Annotated in this window: 21 protein-coding genes and 1 riboswitch; of the genes, 3 read left to right on the plus strand and 18 right to left on the minus strand. The window is 38.1% G+C overall.

The genetic code is table 11. The annotated features are described in order from the left end of the window. Positions 1 to 41: 41 nt before the first annotated feature. The 8 genes from ACQKN2_RS09775 to ACQKN2_RS09810 all read right to left on the minus strand — a co-directional run bounded on the left by ACQKN2_RS09775 (position 42) and on the right by ACQKN2_RS09810 (position 8266). Entirely contained in the window at positions 42 to 2030 is a 1989-nt protein-coding gene (locus ACQKN2_RS09775) for a S9 family peptidase (protein ID WP_427414802.1), read from the minus strand. Between the two features lie 206 nt (positions 2031 to 2236). Further along, positions 2237 to 3124, minus strand: a complete 888-nt coding sequence (gene rbsK, locus ACQKN2_RS09780; protein ID WP_427414803.1) for a ribokinase — start codon at positions 3122 to 3124, stop codon at positions 2237 to 2239. Positions 3125 to 3129: 5 nt separating this feature from the next. Continuing rightward, positions 3130 to 3951 carry an energy-coupling factor ABC transporter ATP-binding protein gene (locus ACQKN2_RS09785; protein ID WP_427414804.1) on the minus strand — a complete coding sequence of 274 codons (822 nt, stop codon included), beginning with the start codon at positions 3949 to 3951 and terminating at the stop codon, positions 3130 to 3132. Continuing rightward, entirely contained in the window at positions 3944 to 4810 is an 867-nt protein-coding gene (locus ACQKN2_RS09790; protein ID WP_427414805.1) for an energy-coupling factor ABC transporter ATP-binding protein, read from the minus strand. The genes ACQKN2_RS09785 and ACQKN2_RS09790 overlap by 8 nt, the downstream gene beginning before the upstream one ends. Next, complete coding sequence (locus ACQKN2_RS09795) at positions 4807 to 5550, minus strand: energy-coupling factor transporter transmembrane component T family protein (RefSeq protein ID WP_427414806.1); 744 nt, start codon at positions 5548 to 5550, stop codon at positions 4807 to 4809. Before ACQKN2_RS09795 ends, ACQKN2_RS09790 begins: the two co-directional genes overlap by 4 nt. A gap of 66 nt (positions 5551 to 5616) precedes the next feature. After that, positions 5617 to 6216 carry an ECF transporter S component gene (locus ACQKN2_RS09800; RefSeq protein ID WP_427414807.1) on the minus strand — a complete coding sequence of 200 codons (600 nt, stop codon included), beginning with the start codon at positions 6214 to 6216 and terminating at the stop codon, positions 5617 to 5619. Between the two features lie 21 nt (positions 6217 to 6237). Beyond that, on the minus strand, positions 6238 to 7200 hold the full coding sequence (locus tag ACQKN2_RS09805; protein ID WP_427414808.1) for a nucleoside hydrolase: 963 nt from the start codon (positions 7198 to 7200) through the stop codon (positions 6238 to 6240). 52 nt (positions 7201 to 7252) lie between these two features. Then, positions 7253 to 8266: a LacI family DNA-binding transcriptional regulator gene (locus ACQKN2_RS09810; protein WP_427414809.1), complete on the minus strand. Its 1014-nt coding sequence runs from the start codon at positions 8264 to 8266 to the stop codon at positions 7253 to 7255. Positions 8267 to 8645: 379 nt separating this feature from the next. On the opposite strand from ACQKN2_RS09810, the gene ACQKN2_RS09815 reads away from it, so the two are divergent. Beyond that, the gene (locus ACQKN2_RS09815) at positions 8646 to 10586 is read left to right on the plus strand and encodes a GTP-binding protein (RefSeq protein WP_427414810.1); all 1941 of its coding nucleotides are present in this window, start codon (positions 8646 to 8648) and stop codon (positions 10584 to 10586) included. A 518-nt stretch (positions 10587 to 11104) separates the two neighbouring features. On the opposite strand, the gene ACQKN2_RS09820 is transcribed toward ACQKN2_RS09815, so the two are convergent. Then, positions 11105 to 11869 carry a hypothetical protein gene (locus tag ACQKN2_RS09820; protein ID WP_427414811.1) on the minus strand — a complete coding sequence of 255 codons (765 nt, stop codon included), beginning with the start codon at positions 11867 to 11869 and terminating at the stop codon, positions 11105 to 11107. A 251-nt stretch (positions 11870 to 12120) separates the two neighbouring features. Then, a riboswitch (cobalamin riboswitch) is annotated at positions 12121 to 12304 on the minus strand. Between the two features lie 84 nt (positions 12305 to 12388). Next, entirely contained in the window at positions 12389 to 13858 is a 1470-nt protein-coding gene (locus ACQKN2_RS09825; protein ID WP_427414812.1) for an amidase family protein, read from the minus strand. 323 nt (positions 13859 to 14181) lie between these two features. Between ACQKN2_RS09825 and ACQKN2_RS09830 the strand changes: the two genes are divergently transcribed. Together ACQKN2_RS09830 and ACQKN2_RS09835 are read left to right on the plus strand one after the other, a co-directional pair. Next, on the plus strand, positions 14182 to 14862 hold the full coding sequence (locus ACQKN2_RS09830) for a hypothetical protein (protein WP_427414813.1): 681 nt from the start codon (positions 14182 to 14184) through the stop codon (positions 14860 to 14862). Positions 14863 to 15082: 220 nt separating this feature from the next. Further along, positions 15083 to 15520 (plus strand): DUF4181 domain-containing protein, encoded by a 438-nt coding sequence (locus ACQKN2_RS09835; protein WP_427414814.1) that lies wholly within the window; start codon positions 15083 to 15085, stop codon positions 15518 to 15520. Between the two features lie 112 nt (positions 15521 to 15632). On the opposite strand, the gene ACQKN2_RS09840 is transcribed toward ACQKN2_RS09835, so the two are convergent. The 8 genes from ACQKN2_RS09840 to ACQKN2_RS09875 all read right to left on the minus strand — a co-directional run bounded on the left by ACQKN2_RS09840 (position 15633) and on the right by ACQKN2_RS09875 (position 21230). After that, positions 15633 to 16883: a methyl-accepting chemotaxis protein gene (locus ACQKN2_RS09840; RefSeq protein ID WP_427414815.1), complete on the minus strand. Its 1251-nt coding sequence runs from the start codon at positions 16881 to 16883 to the stop codon at positions 15633 to 15635. A gap of 424 nt (positions 16884 to 17307) precedes the next feature. Then, on the minus strand, positions 17308 to 18726 hold the full coding sequence (aspA, locus tag ACQKN2_RS09845; RefSeq protein ID WP_427414816.1) for an aspartate ammonia-lyase: 1419 nt from the start codon (positions 18724 to 18726) through the stop codon (positions 17308 to 17310). Between the two features lie 254 nt (positions 18727 to 18980). Continuing rightward, complete coding sequence (locus tag ACQKN2_RS09850) at positions 18981 to 19610, minus strand: NAD(P)-dependent oxidoreductase (RefSeq protein WP_427414866.1); 630 nt, start codon at positions 19608 to 19610, stop codon at positions 18981 to 18983. Between the two features lie 75 nt (positions 19611 to 19685). Next, positions 19686 to 20096 (minus strand): Rrf2 family transcriptional regulator, encoded by a 411-nt coding sequence (locus ACQKN2_RS09855; RefSeq protein WP_323650102.1) that lies wholly within the window; start codon positions 20094 to 20096, stop codon positions 19686 to 19688. Between the two features lie 102 nt (positions 20097 to 20198). Then, positions 20199 to 20405 (minus strand): thymidylate synthase, encoded by a 207-nt coding sequence (locus ACQKN2_RS09860; RefSeq protein WP_323650105.1) that lies wholly within the window; start codon positions 20403 to 20405, stop codon positions 20199 to 20201. A 45-nt stretch (positions 20406 to 20450) separates the two neighbouring features. After that, positions 20451 to 20639 carry a hypothetical protein gene (locus tag ACQKN2_RS09865; RefSeq protein ID WP_427414817.1) on the minus strand — a complete coding sequence of 63 codons (189 nt, stop codon included), beginning with the start codon at positions 20637 to 20639 and terminating at the stop codon, positions 20451 to 20453. A 177-nt stretch (positions 20640 to 20816) separates the two neighbouring features. Next, positions 20817 to 20960 (minus strand): hypothetical protein, encoded by a 144-nt coding sequence (locus tag ACQKN2_RS09870; protein ID WP_427414818.1) that lies wholly within the window; start codon positions 20958 to 20960, stop codon positions 20817 to 20819. Positions 20961 to 21095: 135 nt separating this feature from the next. Next, complete coding sequence (locus ACQKN2_RS09875) at positions 21096 to 21230, minus strand: hypothetical protein (protein WP_427414819.1); 135 nt, start codon at positions 21228 to 21230, stop codon at positions 21096 to 21098. Positions 21231 to 21449 lie beyond the last annotated feature (219 nt).

The following is a 21449-nucleotide window of genomic DNA, read 5'->3' on the forward strand; positions in this document are numbered from 1 at the left end:
GCCTAAGAAGATTTTAACTTCTTAAGCCACCTATATTTCTCTTATAGATAGTCCACAAACCAATCTCTAATATATTCTAGTCTATTAATTCGTAACGTTGGTTTTCCGCTCCTTGAAAGTTCGTGATTGGCTTCAGGGAAGCGCACAAATTTTGTTTCTTTTTTACGGTGTTTTAAGGCGATAAACAATTGCTCTGCTTGCTCAATCGGGCAGCGATAGTCTTTTTCACTGTGTAAAATTAACAATGGCGTCTCCACATTGTCCACATACTTAAGTGGTGAATGTTGCCATAGCTTCTCTATATCGTTTAGTCCCGCCTGGATTTGCCAGTCTGTAAAGTAATAGCCGATATCACTTACGCCATAAAAGCTTATCCAGTTAGAAATGCAACGTTGCGTAACTGCTGCTTTAAAGCGTTTTGTCTGTCCGACAATCCAGTTTGTCATGAAGCCCCCATAGCTTCCACCTGTAACACCGAGACGGTTTTGGTCAATGAAATCATATTGCTCCAAGGCATAATCAACAGCAGCCATTAGGTCATTATAATCATTGCCGCCGTAATCGCCACGGACTGCATCCACAAATTTTTGACCATATCCATGACTTCCACGAGGATTCGTATAGAGAACCGCAAAGCCTTGAGCAGCAAGAATTTGGAATTCGTTAAAATAGGAATTGGCATACATTGCGTGCGGCCCGCCATGGATTTCAAGAATAAGTGGATATTTTTCCCCTTCCTCATATCCGATTGGCTTCATCATCCAGCCGCTTACTTTCCAGCCATCTGCCCCTTCATATTCAATTGCTTCTGGAACAGATAATGCTCTAGTCTTTAAAAATTCTTCATTAACTGTAGTAAGCTGTTCCTTTTCACCGGTATTTAAATTTACGTAAAATAGATCACCAGGGTTTGTCGTCGTGCTAATTGCAACTACCGCTCTATCATTTTTATGATCAAGCGAAAAACCATAAACATATTGATCGTCATGAATAGCTGGATATAATTCTCCCGATAGATTGCCAAAATAAATAGCTGTATTGCCGTGATCTGTCACTTGGAAATAAAAGCTTTTATTATCCTCCAACCACTGGACACACGGAGCAACAACACCTTGAAGGAAATCGCCGACAACAAAATCACCGACAGGCGCGTCAAATTCACTCGTTACACATGTTTTATTGTTATTGTCCAAATCATAAATCCATAACTTTGCATGTGTTGCATTTTCAAATTCTCTTTCACTTCCAACATAAGCTATGAAGCGGCTGTTCGGAGACCATGAAGTTTGATAGAACACCCCTTCCCCTTCTGTTAGCTTGCGACCATGTTTCGTTTCTAAATCTAATAAGTAAATATCACTTATGAAGGAAAAGTCTAGGTCCTCCGTTAAGTCCGCAATGTACGAAAGATATTTACCGTTCGGAGACCATGTACCAAGCTGTAAATTATGTTTCCCTTCCGTCACTAGCTCTAATTCTCCTGATTCAAGATGAACGATCGCAATTTGATAAAATTGCTCCATATCTATAAATCCAGCTGCATCTGATTTATGTTTCATCTTCTCTATTTCAAGTGGTTTTAGCTCTTTGTCTTCTTTTTGATTCTTTTCAGCTTTATCATCAATGTTTTCATCTTTACCAAGCTTGATAGAGAAGGCGATTTTCTCTCCACAAGGAGACCACGTAGGCGATGTCGCACCGTTTTTACAATTAGTAACTTGTTTCGCTTCCCCACCTGCTTTAGAAAGAACAAAAATTTGTGGCATGCCATTTCTCGTTGACACAAACGCGATTTTACTGCCATCCGGAGACCAAACTGGTGAATTCGTTTTATCTTCACCAAATGTCCATTGTTGCTGTTTTTTATCATTTAAGTTTATGTAAAATAAATTAGACACATAGTCCTTTTTCTTCTCATCAATATGAGTCTCTACATACACCACTTCTGTTCCATCAGGTGATACTTGTGGATCTGCCACTGATTTTAATTCATATAGATCTTCTGGTTTCATCCCTTGTTTCAATGTCATAATTCCCCTATCCCCTTTGTGTGAAAATTTCGTTACTTAGTACAATATTTCGACACCCTAAGTATTATTCCTCTTTTTTAGGAGAAATTGATTTTTAATCTAAAGAGGATTTCGAATACCAACTAATGACTTGCTGTTTAGAAGTATAAAAACATCAAAAAAAACGTAGCTGCTTCGTAATAACTACGAAGAGCTACGGCTATCATTTATTTCAAAAGTGAATCCGGGATTAATGGTTGTGCACCCATTTGAGTAACGACATAAGCAGAAACTTTCGTAGCAAAATCGATTGAACTTCGAAGCGAATCCCCCCGGCACAGTCCTACTGCCAAAGCGCCATTAAAAGCATCTCCTGCACCAGTTGTATCTATTGTGTCAACGCTCAACGCTGGAATCCAGCCACTTTCTCCATGATTCATATAAAAAGAGCCTTTGGATCCAAGTGTAACGACTACTGTTCCAACCCCTTTTTCTAGCAATAAACGACATGCGGAGCGAATATTTTCTTCCGTTGTCGTTTCAATACCCGTTAATTGAGCAAGTTCTGTTTCATTCGGTGTTAAAAATGTAATTTTCTCCAATAATGAATCTGGTAATTGATGAGTTGGTGCTGGATTTAGGATAACGATTTTTCTATGTTGAGATGCGATTTCCACGGCCCTTTCAACTGTATCAAGCGGTATTTCAAGCTGAAGAAGGAGTACCTTACTTGAAGAAATGATATGTGTTTCTTGTTCAATTTGTTTAGGAGTAACTAAAAAGTTTGCACCGGAAAATAAAACAATCGCATTATCACCGGTATCTGTCACTTGAATAATCGCTTGCCCAGTTGCTCCTTCCTTTTGAACGGAATCAACATAAACGCCTTTATTTTTTAAATTGTCTATAGCCTGTTCCCCGAAATCATCTTTGCCTACTTTTCCAATGAAATGAACGTTTGCTCCTAGCTGGCTTGCAGTTCCAGCTTGGTTTGCACCCTTTCCACCGAAATGAACACTATAAGACTTACTGTGAAGCGTTTCACCATTATTAACGATATAAGGAACACGATAAACAAGATCTATGTTAATGCTCCCAACTAATGAAATATCCATACCAGTTATCGTCCTCTCATAAAATCTCTTTCCTTTAATACGGATAATAATTGGTCTTTTGTCAAAATACCTTTCTCCAAGCCCATTAAGTTGGCCATTTTAGCAACTGCAGGCGGTTTCAGCATACTTTCTTCTAATATCGCAGGATTATAAAAAATGTGTTCTGAATCATCATCTGCAATAATCTTTCGATTTGCCATTACAACAATTCGAGAGAAATAATCCGTGACAAATTCCATATCATGCGTAATCGCAATAACAGTTTTTCCCTTTCCCTCTAATTCGTCTAAAAGCTTACTTAATAAATCTAATCCGACCCGATCCTGCCCAGCTGTCGGCTCATCTAAAATAATCACATCGGAATCCATTGCCAAAACGGACGCAATGGTAACAAATTTACGGACCGAATAGGGAAGATTATAAGGATTTTCGTGAGAAACATCATAAATTCCACATAATTTCATCGCCCAATCTGTTAGAAGTGATACACGATCTGGATCAAAACCCATATTTTTAGGACCAAACTGGACTTCTAATGCCACATTATTATGGAAAATTTGATCGTCCGGATTTTGAAATACATAACCAACCTTTCGAGATACTTGAGCAGTCGTATAATCTTTTGTATGCCAATCTCCAACAGTTACCTCGCCTTCAGTTGGTTTTAATAGACCGTTCATTAATTTTACTGCTGTTGTCTTTCCGGCCCCATTTTGTCCAATAATGGCTAAGCGTTGGCCAGTAGGAACAGTAAGTGTCAAATTTTCTAATGCTTTTGTTCCATCGGGATAAGCGAAACTGACATTTTTCAATTGAAGTTCAGTCATAAGCACTCTCCCCTACGCTTGCCCAACTTATGCTTTCAGGTAATTCCTCGTCACGAATCGGGACATATTTTAATGTAACACCGTTTTTCTGTAAATTAAGAGCGACCTCGGTTACATGAGGATATTGAATGTTAAATTCTCCAAATCGTGGATCGGCAAAAACATCTCGGGTCGGACCTTGTAAAATAATTTCTCCCTCGTGAAGGACAATTAAATTGTCTGCATATTCAGCAATTAAGTCCATTTTATGTTCTACTAGAATAATTGTTTTTCCCTTATCTTTCATAAGACGAATGATATTAAATACATGCTCCGTTCCAATTGGATCTAACTGAGATGTTGGCTCGTCAATGACAAGGATATCGGGATTCATTACGATGATTGAAGCAAGTGCAACACGTTGGCGTTGACCACCCGAAAGTTCCATTGGATGTTTTTCTCGTAAATGCTCGATTTTAATTAGCTTTAATATTGCATTTACTCTCTCTATAATTTCATTTTCTTCTACACCTAAATTTTCGAGCCCATATGCTACTTCGTCAAAGACAGTATCTTTTACTCCTGATACTTGGATGAAAGGATTTTGAAAGACATAGCCAATCTTTTCTCCTAATTGACCTAATTGGTATTCTACTATTCTTTTATCATCGACAATAACGTCCCCTTCAAGGTCGCCTTTATAAAAGTGTGGAATGAATCCACGTATGATATTACAAAGAGTCGTTTTCCCCGAACCATTGTTGCCAATAATGGCTATGAATTTCCCCTTTTCAATTGTAAAAGACACATTTTTTATATTCCAATCATCACTAACTGGATATCGATATGAGACATTTTTCATTTCAATTATAGTATTCATGTAAGTATCCTCCATAACACCAATCCTACTAAAATGAGAATATAGACGAATGGTAAAATTCGATCAGCTGTACTTTTTGTTAGCTTATGCAAACTAGTCTTCTTTGTTGGAGCTGAAAATGCTCTCGATTCTAAAGTAATTGCTCGTTCCTCAGTACTTGATATAGATGATAATATGAGAGGAGTTAAAGTTGGGATAAATGCTTTAGCTCTTATGAACATTGACCCTTCCGTTTCTACTCCACGTGTTTTTTGCGCATCCATAATTGTGTTAGCATGGCGTCGCATTTCAGGAATAATTTGTAATGTGGATAAAACAACATACGCTCCCATTGGAGGTAGGCCAGCATCTTCTAGCGATTTTACAAAGTCACGAACCTCTGTCAAACGGAAAAATAATATGAAGGCCGAACCCATTGCAAGAATACGAGAAGTAAGCGTTAATCCATAATTCAAGCCTTCCTCAGTCCATTTGAATATTCCCCATTGTCCTATCAGATGATCACCTGGATAGAAAAAGAGCTGCATGAAGAAAACGATAATTAGTAAAAATAACAAAGCCTTCACAACAGTTCCAAAAAATTCTTTCAAAACGCTTGCAGCGGCAGCGATAAGAAGTAAAATTGGAAAAACTAGAAATGAAAATTTAAACCCGGGAATTATAAGAACGGCAGCTGATACAAGTAATGCAAAGAAAAATTTAGTCAATGGATGCAGCTGCTGAATGAAATTTTTCTGCACTGTGAACCCTCCTCAGAAAAAGTAGATCTTTCCGCTCATGCAGAACGGAAAGACTTCATGAAAGTACTATCGGTCTTCACGTTTCATGTATAGAGTCCCGTAATTCATTTTTGATAAATAGCGATCAGACATTTTTCTTACAATAAAGTAAACGATTAGAGCAGATACTACTTTGTCCGCAATTTCAAAGATAAAGGATGAGGCAAACACGGCACTCCAAATTTTTTGTCCTGAAGCAAGGAATGTAGCTGTAAGGAGAGATCCTGTACTTCCTGTTGCTCCTCCAAAAACTAACACTGTAATCGGAGCAGAAACTATAACAGCAATAAATGTAATCACAATACCGGAAATAATCGTTTTAGGAATATTTTTAAACATTCCTCCTTTAGACAAGTATCCTACTCCTAACCCAATCGCCACCGATGTAATGGCATATGGAAAATACGTAGGATTGAAAATACCATTTATAAGGTTTGTAATTAATCCAGCAAGTAATGCAACCCAAGGACCAGCAACGACCCCGATTAAAATGGTTCCAATCGTATCAAGAAAAATAGGGAGCCTTAAAACGTTAGCAATTTGAAAACCGACAATGTTAACTGCTACACCAATAGGAATAAGAAGCATAGACATCATATTAAAATCATCTTTAAAACTACGTTTCATCTTGGATTCCCACCTTTTTTATTATTGATTGATTTGACGGCCCATTTTTGCAACCGCTTCCATAAATTGATTGACAAAAGCTTCACGATTTACCGAATGCAAAACTTTTACATTATGAGGTTTGCCAGAGCGGTGCATGTAATCTACAACCGTCGCACCAGCAGTATGGCGCCCTTCTGTTTCAACCGCTACAAAGCAATCTTTCCCTTCAAAAAGTTCCGGAGTGACAACATAGGACACAGCACAAAGATCATGCAAACGAAAACTATTTTCAAAATCTGTTTCTTGAAAATCATTATTTTTAGCATTTTGAATATAGAAGCGAAGCATTGCCCCAATCTTTTGAGATAAATCTGTACCCAAGCTTTCAATTTGATTCAATTCTTCCATATTGATATACGCTTTATGTGTAACATCAAGTCCGCTCATAATAATAGGAATTCCAGAACGAAAAACGATATTAGCTGCATGTGGATCAACATATACATTAAATTCTGCAAAAGGACTCATATTGCCGGATACAGCTGCACCACCCATATACGAAATATAGCTGATTTTTTCTTTTACGTCTGGATGGGCAAGCAGTAATGCTCCGATATTCGTAAGTGGGCCAGTTGCGATTAAAACGATAGGTTCCTCACTTTCAGTTAAAACAGCAATTAAAGCATTTAAGGCTGTTCTACCACTTTCAAGTAAATCCGGCTCCGGAAAAATGACTTCTCCTAACCCACTCTCTCCGTGAACATCATCCGCAACCTCAAGTTCACGGAAGAAAGGATCCTTCAAGCCTCTTGCGATTTCAATATTTTGTTTCATGTAACTAGTAAAAGCTCTAGCATTGTAGATCGTTTTATCTTGAGTTTGATTTCCTGGTTCCGTTGTAATTAACTTTATGTCCAGATCATCTCGAGAAAAAGCTAATAATAGCGCCATTACATCGTCAATTCCCGGGTCACAATCAATAATTACTGGTATTTTTCCCATCAAGTTCACTCCTATAGTTAATCTATAATTTTTACTGTTTTATGATGATAAGTTACAGTAATAAAAGTGATGTACTACTTTCTCGTACTACTAGAGTCGGATTAAACATAATAGATTGCGTTTCATTATTCTCAAGTTTTTGTATTAAAAGCTTCACAGCCTCCCGTCCCATTAGATAAGTATCTTGACGAATGGTAGTAAGCATTGGTATTAATGCAGATACTAACGGAATATCATCAAAGCCTACGATGGATAAATCCCTCGGTATATGAATACCAAGCTCGTGAGCCATACGGTAAACACCGAATGCCATCACATCATTAAAGGCAAATATAGCCGTTATTTCTTTTTTCATAAGGAGGTCTTTGGACTTTTGGTACGCCATTTCCATCTGAAAGTCCCCTTCAATAATATGCGATGGCGAAAGTTCAACGCCTGATTCAGCCAATGCTCTTTTGAAACCCTCTAAACGTTCATTAGTCAAAGAAATAGACTTTGGTCCAATAATGCACGCTATCTTTCTATGTCCCAGTTCTGTTAAATGCTTTCCTGCTAAATATCCACCTTTATCATTATCTAAAAAGACACTGGAATGTTTTTTTTCATTTTTTCCCCTATCGACGAGAACGAAAGGAATTTTTGCACGTGATAAATGCTCTTCATCCGAAGACTCCAAAGAATCTTTTGCAGAAAAAATGATTCCATCTACCTGTTGTTCTTCTAATAGTCGCAAATATCGTTTCTCTTTATCAGATTGATCATCAGAATTACAGATGATTAAACTATATTCTCTTTCATTCGCTTCATCTTCCACCCCCCGACATAATTCAGGAAAATAAGGATTAGAAATGTTCGGAATAATTAACCCAAATATTTTCGATTGCTTCGTAACAAGACCACGAGCAAATTGGTTAGGCTGGAAATCTACCTCCTCCATTACTTTTAATACCTTTTCACGTGTCTTTGGAGACATTCCCTCTTCTTTTTCATTCAATACTCGGGAAACAGTTGTAATGGAAACACCCGCTTGTTTAGCAATATCTTTTATGGTCCATCGTTTCATCATCTTCACCTACTATTAAGATCACTCTTTAGGAAAACGTTTTACGAAAACGTTTTCTCAATTACCATATCATGACATAGTTAAATTGTCATTATTTTTTCAGAATAATCAGAAAATGATAGATGCATAATTTGTACATTTACACATCTGTTAAAGATGATTATCGATGGAAAAGATTAAATGGCCCTTGTTCATATTAGCCGAGGTTTATCTGCTTTACGCCTTCTCATGGTGTGGCTACAATGTCATTGCGAATAGACTCCCAGAAATCAGAAATATATTAATATTATTGTTCATTATCACTAACAAATTTTATTCGAAATATTTTTCAACCCAATCTGTTACAATGTTGTTAATGGATGAATAGAAACGAGGATCTTTTATGCATGTAACAATTGGAGTACTTGCTCACGTCGATGCCGGTAAAACAACATTTTCTGAGCAGTTACTATTTCACACAAACAGTATTCAAGCCCGTGGGCGAGTGGATCACCAGGACACATTTCTAGATAATCATGAACTGGAGCGTCAGCGAGGCATTACGATTTTTGCGGAGCAAGGTCGCATGACGCTTGGAGATGATACATATACATTGATCGATACACCTGGGCACGTCGATTTCTCCCCAGAGATGGAGCGCGCCATTCGGGTTATGGATTATGCCATTATTATTGTAAGTGCCGTCGAAGGAATACAAGGCCATACTGAAACAGTGTGGCAACTTTTACGCCAATATCACGTCCCAACCTTCTTTTTTATCAACAAAATTGATCGTGAAGGAGCAGATGTTGAAGCCGTTATGGCGCAGCTTCAAAAGGATTGCTCTGTGGATGTTCTATTCGTAGACGAACCGCTCCGAGCTGACTTTGTTTCAAATGATATGATGGAGTGGCTTGCTGAACATGATGAGCAGCTTCTCGATGCTTTTCTTAATGAGACATTGGATAGCTCAAGCTGCATAACTCATATACAATCGTTGATTAAACAGGAAAAGGCCTTTTTGTGCTTTACTGGCTCTGCCTTAAAAGATATTGGGATAAAGGAATTCCTAGCACAGCTCCCCCTCCTTACAGAAACACATTTTAATTACAATGCTCCGTTTCAAGGTGAGGTGTTTAAAATTCGTCATGATGGACATCAACGCTTAACTTTTATCAAGGCTTTACAAGGAACGTTACATGTCCGTGATGAACTTTCATTTGGAGACGTTACTGAAAAAGTAACTGAGATTCGACAATACAATGGCAGCCGTTTTGAAACATCTCAACAGGTTAAGGCTGGGGAGATTTTCGCAGTTAAAGGGATTAGTCAAGCAAACATTGGCGATATCATCGGTTATTCAAGTAATCCTCAGCCCTATGAGCTAGTACCGACTTTACAGGCAAAAGTACACTATGAAGGTGATCAGCATATAAAGGAAGTTTTAAAAGTTTTCCGCACACTTGAAGCAGAAGAACCATCATTACGTGTGCTATGGCATGAAAAATTTCAAGAAATTCATGTACATATTATGGGTGTCATCCAACTCGAGGTGCTTATCGAAGTGCTTCATACGCGCTTCTCGCTAGACATTTCATTTAGCGAACCACAGATTTTGTATATGGAAACGATCGCCACAACTGTGACAGGCTATGGTCATTTTGAGCCATTAAAACATTACGCAGAAGTCCATTTATTGATGGAGCCAAATACACGCGGTACCGGCAATACATTTGTCAACGCATGCCACGCGGATGATTTATCAGTTGGACATCAACGACTCATTGAAAAACATTTATTCGAGCGCGATCATCATGGGCTGTTAACCGGTTTCCCCGTGACAGATATTCGCTTCACGCTCTTAACGGGTCGCGCACATATTAAACATACTGAAGGGGGCGACTTCCGTGAAGCAACATTCCGTGCATTGCGGCAAGGGCTGGAACAAGCAGAAAATGTATTACTAGAGCCATATTACCGCTTTAAGCTTAAGGCCTCTAGTGATTTTATAGGTCGCATGATGACCGACATTCAGCAAGCTGCCGGTACATTTGACGCGCCCATCATAACTGAACATGATGCGATTGTAACCGGTCGCGCCCCTGTCTCAACATTTATGAACTACAGTACAACCTTTGCCGCCTACACCAATGGAAAGGGCGTACTCTCACTACAATTTGATGGCTACGATGCGTGTCACAATACAGAAGACATTATTGAGCAAATTGGCTACGATAAGAACGCCGATCCTGAATATTCATCCTCTAGTATTTTTTGCGCAAAAGGCAAGGGCTACTCCGTTCCATGGCACGAGGCACAAGCAGCGATGCATTGTATTGACTAAATTTTTAAAAACAGGACATGATTTGTTAGATCAATGTCCTGTTTTTCATGTTTCGTGGGTATTATCTTGTCTCGCGCGGGTATTTACCTTTCTTCCGCGGGTATTCTTGCCTTCCGCGGGTATTTGCTTTCCTTCCGCGGGTATTTCCTCTGCTATCGCGGGTATTTGCCTTTCTTCCGCGGGTATTCTTGTCTCGCGCGGGTATTTGCTTTCCTTCCGCGGGTATTTCCTCTGCTATCGCGGGTATTTGCCTGCCTTCCGCGGGTATTCTTGCCTCGCGCGGGTATTGCTTTCATTCCGTGGGTATTTCCTCTGCTATCGTGGGTATTTACCTTTCTTCCGCGGGTATCTTTGCCTCGCGCGGGTATTTGCTTTCCTTCCGCGGGTATTCTTGCCTTCCGCGGGTATTTGCTTTCATTCCGCGGGTATTTCCTCTGCTATCGCGGGTATTTGCCTGCCTTCCGCGGATATTTCCCCTGCTATCGCGGGTATTCATCTTCACTCCGCGCATATTTAATTCACAAAGCTTGTATCATTTTCCGTGCCTGTTTGAAAATGCGGTATGAAGGTTCCACAACAACGTAGCTATGGGAATGAGAGAAATCCATTAAAACCTTGCCAGGTCTACTTTTCAAAAGTTGTAAATTATCAATCAGTTCGAGCAATAGTTCATGACCGTTACCACGTGGGTGCCAGTTTAAATGATAATCATTTAGTTCCTTCACCGCTTTTAAAAATTGATGATACTCTCGCTCTACAAAATTAATCAGTTGTTTATTTTTATGAGCTACTCGTGATAAATCGTCTAAATATACTTCATAAAAACGCATCACTATCGAGCACAATAAATCATTCACCCGAGCAGCACTTAGTATTGGCTTAGGAGCATGGGAAAGTCGCTCTATATTTGGTTTTGCACGAGTCGAATCAATGCGTGTAATTAAATGATACTGCTCTCCATTCACCTCGTACACAATTGGATTTGTCGGCATATACATCATAAAATCATTTGTTTTTGTTTTTAGTTGATCTGTAATAGTCGCCTTTGCAAAAAGGTGGCCATTAAAACTTTCATTTTGAATCCAAATAATATCTTTGTTATATAAAATTTTATCAAACAATCGTTCATTACTAATAAGATTGCTAGCTATTAATTGATCGACAAGTGATTCTACAACCATTCTTGTGGTAGCTTTCTTGGCAACCTCAGTGCGTGGCTGCTTACAAATTTTCATTTCTACATATTGCGATTCCTGTGCTGTACATTCATGAATATTCGTCATAATTCCATCCTCTTTTCGTACATATTTTCCAAAACGGAAGTCTTCTTTCGCATAAAAAAAGGATCTCCTACAATTAGAGGAAATCCTTCATTCTATCTTTTTCATTCATCACATAATGTCAAATTATACCCAAGAATAAAAGAACTGCCTTGAAAGCGATTACCTTCTTTTATTTTGGGCGTTTGACGTACAGTGACGAACAGAGCATTCTGTTTTGTCAACATGCCACCTCCTATTCCTCGTAGGGTTATGGTGTGTACTCATAATAGGCAGGTATCCTGACTCATGATCATCGCTACCTTTCCCCTTCCCGTCGTTAAACAGTGGTATATGAAAAGTCGCTCACATTTACAGTTGCGGGACAGTGTTGGATTTGCACCAACTTCCCTTTTAAGTAAATTGCACGCAATTTACACCTATTACTCCACGCTATTCAGTTGTTAAGAAACTGGAAAATACCAATTCCCTTACTATTAATTGTAAAGTACTGTATTTTCAAAGTCAATTGAGTCTGGGATCTTATGACAACTCAGGAGCTTTTCGTAAATTACTTGCTTGTTCATATGAAAATGCAAGTTTTATTAAAACATCTTCACTAAATGCAGTCCCTGCGAAAGTTATGCCAAACGGTCTGCCATTTTTCATATACCCTGCTGGGACGGCAATAGACGGATATCCAGCTTTCGCGCTAATTGTCGAGCCTATATATGATGGAAACATAATCGCATCTAAGTCATATTTTTTTAATGTATAATCGATTCCTTGTTCTTGAGAAAAATACAAATCCTCTAATTTGGCATTTAAGTATTCAGAATCTCTTAACGTGTTCGGTAATTTCTCTCTCGATTCCAATTTATCCTGCCCATATTTTAACGACTTTTCTTCCGATAGTTTATTAAATTGAATTAACTCAGAAATAGAATGTACAGGAATGTGAGAAGGTAGATTTACAAGGAAATTATTTAAACTATGCTTAAATTCATATTGCGGTACTGCCCATTTCCAGTCCCTATGGAAAGAAGGAATATCGATGTCTTCAAAAATAATGGCTCCTTGCTCTCTTAAAACCTGAATTGCCTTATTAAAAAGGGTTTCGTCATATTCCTCTGACTCATAATAAGTTTTGGAGGCATTCGTATAAACACCGATTCTAGCACCCTTTAATCCTGTAGCTTCTAAAAAGATTGAGTAATCTTGATGTATCCTTCCTTCGCTTTTATATGTAGCAACGTCGTCTTGATCTACATCCGTTAATACGCCCAATAAAATAGCTGCATCTGTAACCGTTCTTGCCATTGGCCCTGCTGTGTCTTGAGAGTATGTAAACGGAATAATGCCCTGTCGACTAATGAGCCCAACAGTCGGTTTTATGCCGACTACTGAATTTGTAATAGCAGGACTTAAAATCGAGGCATCTGTCTCCGTTCCAATTGATAGAACAGCAAAATTCGATGCCACTGCTACCGCCGACCCCGAGCTGGATCCTCCAACATAAAGTTCTGGATCTCCATAAGGATTAAGTGTTTGCCCACCTCGAGAACTATACCCCGCCCACATCGTACTCGACATACCGTTCGCTAATTCAGTCATATTTGCTTTCCCTAAAATAACAGCCCCCGCTTCACGGAGTTTTTTTACTAGATATGCATCCTGCTCAGCTAAATAGTTTTCTAACGCTATTACGCCTGCACTAGTATGCATAAAATCTTTCGTTTCGATATTGTCTTTTAAAACAACCGGAATTCCGTGTAGAGGTCCTCTAACCCCTTTTGTCACTCTTTCCTCATCTAATGCTTCAGCAATAAATATCGCTTCAGGATTAATTTCAAGCATAGAATTAATTCTCTGACCATCTTGATCATACTTAGCAATTCTGTGTAAATAATACATAGTTAATTCTTTTGATGTGATCTCACCATGTTCCTTAGCTACCTGAATATCAATTACTGACAATTCTTCTCTAAGAAAGCTATTAAAATTTATCCCCATTTAGTTTCCCACCCTTCTTTACTCATCACAAAACGGCATTCAAATTTTTAGCGAGGTTCTATAAATATATTAACATAAATTCTAAAATAACCCAGACTTTAACAGATCGGTTATAATGTATGTAAAACGGTTTAGACCTTATCGTATCGGTAATTGTATAATCAATCTCTTCTGTTATACATTTACCATCTAATAATCAACTCAAAGCAGCTTATTGTATAAACATAAAGTTACTTCCCACTTTTCTCATCCCAATATTTGTAAATATGTTATAATTCTATAAAGCGACTAATTATTCTGTCATTTAATTAGCTTTTTGTGAGGTGAAGGTTTTGAAAAATTATATGTTTGCAAGAGCTATACTGGTAACCTTCTTTTTAACAGGGTGTGTAAATGAAAAAATAGAAAATGCAGAACCTTCAAAACTTTCGACTGATGAAAATAATAAGTTATCAGATATTAAAGCAACTCCTCTCCAATTAACTCCAGAGCAAAAAGAAAAGTATTACAAGGAATATATTTCTCTTGTAGAAAAAGTAAATGAAAAATATAATGTAAACTTTGTAATAGAGCCAATATCAAAGTTTACAGATGAATACTGGGTTGAAGTTAAGGATTTTGAAAAGATGTTAAAAGAAAGAGTAGATGCTTCAATTATCGTGTCAAAAATTAACGATGCTTATTCCCCAACTTTTGTGCCAAAAACAGTGGAAATACATATAGGTTCAAAATTAGAGATTATTAGTTTTGAAGGCTCTTTTGAAACGCAGTTAAATTTTAATAAACCTTATGGTAGACAGTTGTTCTCAGCTATGAACTCTATATCTTCGAAAATTGAAAATGGTAGCGGTAATTGGATACAAACAGGATACAACTATTCAATTGTCGATGGAGGTCGCTCTTATCTTATTACTGTGGCTGGAAAATACTCCAATCGCGGTATTTCTTCTCCTCATATCATAGAAGTAGAATATTATTGCAATAAAAATGGTGGTATTACTTGATGATAGAAGACAAATGTCATATTAAACGTCTTTAAAAAATACCCCTAACATTCAATCTAAGGACATGTGTTTGAATGTAACTCATAGACATTACGCATTCCAATCTCGCTCTTACAAGCATGCATTTCTCATATCACTACCAAGTAATACTCTTCGATGCTACATTCTCTTTACAGATAGAATTTTCAGTTAGGATAAAAATGCCCGGTTTGAGAGGTGAATGACATTGAATACTATTATTATCGAACTAAGAACATTAATGCTTTTTCTAATTGTGCTACTAGTAATAATTAGTCTTTTTGGATTTGCCATAAGGAAGTTACTAGGTGCCGAGAGAAAGAAATGGTTTTCTTATAATTATCTGAACGAAAGACATAGAAAACTAGATCTGTCGGTACGAATATTTTTTACGACTCTATTTTTAATTAGTACGTATTATACAATTTACAATGATATGGTTGAAATTGCTTGGTATTTTGAAACATGGTTTATCATAATTATCTCTTTAATAGCCTCTGAAATAATACGAGCATTTATGGAATGGAAATACGCAAAAAATAGAAAAGACTTTGTTGCTACTATTGTAGAAATGATGTTTGTGATTACCATAGTATTTTTTACGATAAAAACTAATTTTTTCGGCTTATTTAATAGTTAATTCGGAAGCTATTAACCGCAGGTAATTAAGTAGACCTCACTTTAAATAGAAAAGGCTATTTCGCAGAAAATCCCTCTGCAAAATAGCCTTTTTTGATGGATAATGTTACACATTAATGTCCACTAAATCTCTGTGTAAGCTTTTGTAAATTTTCAGCTTGTTTACATAGGTCTTGTGACACTACCATGTTGACCGCTTGCATAGAGGCACTTTGTTCATCAACTGACTGTAGAACGACCTCTGTGGAATTCGTTAAACTATCCATCCCATTTGCGATTGTCGAAACTAATTTTGTAACCTCATTCGCACTACTTGTAAGCTCTTCAGCTGTTGCGGAAATATCCTCTAGCTGGTTCGTCATTTTGCTAACATGCTGAGAGATCGTACCAAATGACTTTGTAGCCTCATCAATGACATAGACGCCCTGCTGAACGTTTTTCAAGTCTTCTTCGACAGAGGTAGCTACTTGTTTTGTATCGCTTTCAATGCCAACTACTAGCTCGACAATTTGAATAGCCGAATTCTTAGATTGCTCCGCTAATTTTCGAACTTCTTCCGCTACTACTGCAAAGCCTTTACCATGCTCTCCTGCACGCGCCGCTTCAATCGCTGCATTTAATGCAAGTAAATTCGTTTGATCTGTAATGGCCGTAATCATGTCTGTCATAGATTTTATATCTGTCATTTTGCCTGATAATTGCTGCATTAATTGACTTGTTTTTTCTGTAGAATCCGAAATGAATTCCATTTGATTTTTAGCTACGTGTAAAATTTCCGCACCATTACCTGCAATGTCATTTGCTTCTTTAGCATGATCAAATACATCTTGCGTAGCCACGGTAATACGTTCAATACCATCAGCAGTTTCCTGCATAGCTATAGCACTTTCATTTGCAGACTGCGCTGCTTTCTTAAGACCCTCAGTCGTATTCTCCATTTGTGAATCAACTTCGTTTACAGCATCTGTAATTTCATTTGTACTTGCTGATAGCTCCTCTATGCTCGCTGATAAATCTGTAGAACTACTAGCAATTTTTTGTGTCATCGTATGTAATCGTTCCTTCATCTCAATAAACGCTTTAGCTAACTCTGCAACCTCATCATTGGAATTTATCTCGATAGGAGAAGTGTCCATATTCCCCTCAGCTATAGCTTGGGCGGAAACTGCTAATTGTTTAATTGGCTTGATAATTTTATATTTCACATAGAAAATACAGGAAATGGTCATCGTCATTCCTATTACTGTTAATAAAGTGGATAGCCATTCTAATGAGGTTAAATTTGTCAGGTCTATAATCAAAATAACACCCATGAGAACATTTAAAATAGAAAAGCCAATTATACTTTTTTTCCGTAAACTCATACTAAATTCCCCCAACTATAATATTATTCATAGAAATAATTATAGTTTAAATATCCTAAAATTCATAGAAAAAAGTTCAACTTTTGTAAGAATAAAGAATCACAAAAGGAAAAGTGTTTTCATATTGTTCAAAACTATTTTGTATAAGATGTGATATAAAAGTTTGACTCTTCCTTAAGGCTGATTTCCGTAAAGACAAGGGGGGGTGTTGGGCCAACAAATGTTTTCTGCGCGAAAGCGGAGCGCCAGCGGCAAATGTTTTCTGCGCGAAGGCGAAGCGTTAACAAACATTCGCCCATAGGAATGTAACCGAAACGGAAAACATCCCTATTAAGCAGCTCCACATTCACCAAGATTCCCTTGACCATTTTAATTTCAACAACAAAAAAGCACTTTGCTCTAGACAAAGTGCTTTCATCATAAATTATTTTAATTTCATAATACTTGATCCAGCAATACCTGGATGAGTCATCTCATATGGATCTAAAATTAAATCTAATTGTTCTTTCGTTAGTACACCCTCTTCAAGGCAAAGTTCACGAATTGAACGACCAGATAAGATTGCTTCACGTGCAATTCGTGCAGCTACTTCATAGCCAATATGCGGGTTCACTGCTGTTAGTACACCAACGCTTTTTTCCACATATTCTTTCATACGTTCTTCGTTTGCTTCAATATCCTTCAAGCAATTTTGTGTAAATGCTCGGAACACGTTATTCATAATACTAATAGATTGAATTAAGTTAAAGACCAGTACTGGCTCCATTACGTTTAATTCTAATTGCCCTGCTTCAGATGCTAAAGAAATCGTATGGTCATTACCAATTACTTGGAAGGCCACTTGGTTCAGTACCTCTGGCATAACAGGATTTACTTTCCCTGGCATAATAGACGATCCAGGTTGACGCGCTGGTAAAATGATTTCCCCTAATCCAGCACGTGGACCAGATGCCATTAAACGAAGGTCATTAGCAATTTTCGACATATTAATCATACAGATTTTTAATGCGCCTGATACTTCTGTATAAGCATCCGTATTTTGTGTTGCATCTACTAAGTGTGTAGCGCCTTTAAGCGGTAATCCTGAAATTTCTGCTAGATGAATATCAACTGATTGAATATAGTCAGGGAATGCATTTAATCCTGTTCCAACAGCTGTTGCTCCCATATTTACATCATATAAATTTGGGCGAGTTTGGCGAATACGCGCAATATCGCGAGTGATTACACGGCAATATGCTTCAAATTCTTGCCCTAATCGAATCGGTACAGCGTCTTGTAAATGCGTACGACCCATTTTAATAACATGCGCAAATTGCTCCGCTTTTTGGTGGAACACAGCTTGCATGTTTTCCATTGTAAGAAGTAATTCATCTATCAAATTCAACACAGCAATATGAATAGCTGTTGGGAAAGCATCGTTTGTTGATTGTGACATATTTACATGGCTGTTTGGGCTAATCGTATGATAGTCCCCTTTTTCTTTGCCTAAAATCTCTAAGGAACGGTTAGCAATAACTTCGTTGGCATTCATATTAATCGATGTGCCTGCGCCACCTTGGATAGGGTCAACGATAAATTCAGCATCCCACTCGCCATCAATAACTTCTTGTGCAGCTTCGACAATTGCATCTCCGATTTCTTTTGAAAGTAGGTGTACCTCCATATTACTTAAAGCAGCTGCTTTTTTAACAATACCCATTGCTTTAATAAGTGCCGAATGAATTGTATACCCTGTAATCGGGAAATTTTCAGTTGCACGAAGCGTTTGGATTCCGTAATAAGCATTGCTTGGTAAGGCACGTTCACCTAAAAAGTCTTTTTCTATACGTTGTGTGGACATAATTGTCGTCTCCTTTTATGTAATACTCACACTTGATAGTAGCTAATAACTGACGTATTGTAAACAGGCAATTGTCTGTAAAATGAAAAATACTTAATTTCACCTTGTCTAATTGTTGCTGTCGCACATAAAACACCTGTTGCTGTCGCTTCGCTTTCGCACAAAAAGACCTGTTGCTATTGTTCTCTTTCTCTACAAAAACAATTCCAAAATGAAGATAAAAACCGAGCGCAGTTGAACGCTCGGTTTCATCATTATTTATTAGAAGTCACTGTAAAACGGCTGTTTACATGCTTTGGATTTTCAACTTCATCTAACACTGCAACGGCATAATCTGCATAGCTAACATAACTTTCCCCAGCAGTATTTACTATTAAATGATCTTCTCCAGCAGTATAGCTACCTGTACGTGGACCTTCAGGATCAAAGAAAGCAGATGGGCTTAAAAATGTCCAGGTAATAGAAGATTGTTGTAAGTCATGTAGATTTTCACCTTGATTTTTAGCTGTCGCGTAAAACATTTCTGGAAAATCCGGTGTATCCATTACGCGTACAGTTTTCTCTGGGTCTACAAACAGACTACCCGCTCCACCGACAACAAATAATTTTGTATCAATACCCGTGAAAATATCAATTAAATGACGGCCAGCTTTCACATGTAATTCCTCCTGACCAGCAGGAGCACCAAACGCATTTACGACTACGTCAAAACTTTTCACATCTTCTTGAGATAATGCAAAAACATCCTTTTCAATTACCGGAGTATTTCCTGTTACTTTTGAAGCTGAACGTACAATCGCAGCTACATCATGACCACGTTGTAGTGCCTCCTCTACAATCTTTTGTCCTGCTTTCCCTGTTGCACCAATTACTGCAATTTTCATCATTATAATTCCTCCTATTTTTCAATTGTAACCATTTTAGTTACAGGTTAGATACAAAAGATCGACTTCGTTGATTTAACGAAGTTGATCTAGCACATCCTGTAAAGTTTGTGCTTGTAATTGTTCTTCCATTGCATGCCAAACAGATGTATAAACACCTTCCAATGTCCGTTGGATTTTTTGACCAACTGTACATGCTGGATTTGGCTCATCGTGAATCGCAAATAGCTGCTCTGGCCCATCAATCGCATGGTAAATAGCTAAAAGCGTTAAATCTTTTGGCTCTACTAAAAGGTCATAGCCTGCAATACCTGATTGCGAGGTAAGCAAACCCGCTTTTTTTAGCACACCAATCATACGTCGCACAACAACTGGATTTGTATTCACACTTCCAGCGATGTACTCAGACGTCAACTGACTTTTATCAGATGTTGTAGCAATAAGCGAAAGAATATGGATCGCTACCGAAAACCGACTGTTCACCATATGTATCACCACCCGTTGTAACTATTATAGTTACAGGTATGAATAAAAGCAAACAAATTGCTCTATTTGCACCTGCGTTTATTGTTTTCATTTTACGGAGTATTATACTTTCTTTACGTAAATGACTAATTCCTGTCGTATTTCTCCGTCTTCCTCATAAAAATCTAAGTTATGGAATTCATACTTAAAATGGCCAACTGGAAACGTCACACTTTCCCCTTGCGCCGCAGCTAAAACCCCCGCCACATCATGTGACACCATATGCAAAAGCTCAGTACCTAAAACCGTATCTACAAATACCACGTTCATAATAAAACACCTCCTCAGCTATTATAGCTTAGAAGGCGCTTACATTTACAGTCTTTCTTTATAGCGTTTCAGGCGAATTTCCTCAATGACTTGCATCATTATATGTATTTGCTCCAATGTTAATTTTGTAGAGATGTGTGGTAGCTCAGATCCCACTTTTGATTGAGGAATATTCGTAAGCAATTTCGTCCTTAAACGCTGCTCTCGCTCTCTTCCGTCTAATTGAAAAATCAATGATCTCCTCACATCACTCACCTCTAAATTTTTATTTGAAACTTCGAGAATCAATTATGCCTTGGCATAATTGCGTGCTGGTATTTGGATACCTGCTGAAAGAAGTTAAAACTTATATCGGAAAAAAATTCATGAATTTAAACATCCTTTATATTTTTATTAGAAAGTTTGGCTCTATTATGAGTAATAATGGGTTCTCTTTTGGTGTTTTATTCGTCGCTTTGGCGTTCTATCCACGAATTTGGCCACTCTATCCACGACTTTGACCTTTCTATCCACGAATTTGGCCACTCTATCCACGACTTTGACCTTTCTATCCATCACTCTGCATTCTATCCATCACTTTGACGGTTCTTTCCGTCACTTTGACTCTTCTATCCGTCGCTTTGCTGGTTCTATCCGTCGCTTCGTCTCTTCCATCCGTCGCTCTGACTTCTTTCCGTCACTTTGACGGTTCTATCCGTCGCTCTGATTTCCATCCGTCGCTTTGCCGGTTCTTTCCGTCACTTCGCCTTTTCCATCCGTCGCTTTGCCTCTTTCATCCGTCGCTTCGCCTGTACTATCCGTCACTTCGCCGGTTCTTTCCGTCACTTCGCCTTTTCCACCCGTCGCTCTGACTTCTTTCCGTCGCTTTGACGGCTCTATCCATCTCTTTGGCCACTCTATCCACGAATTTGACGGTTCTATCTATCACTCTGCTTTCTATCCATCACTTTGAATTTTCTTTCCGTCGCTTTGACTCTTCTATCCGTCGCTTTGCATCTTCTTTCCGTCACTTCGCCTTTTCTATCCGTCGCTCTGATTTCTTTC

Source organism: Lysinibacillus sp. NPDC093688, assembly GCF_050280145.1.
Lineage (GTDB): Bacteria > Bacillota > Bacilli > Bacillales_A > Planococcaceae > Lysinibacillus > Lysinibacillus xylanilyticus_B.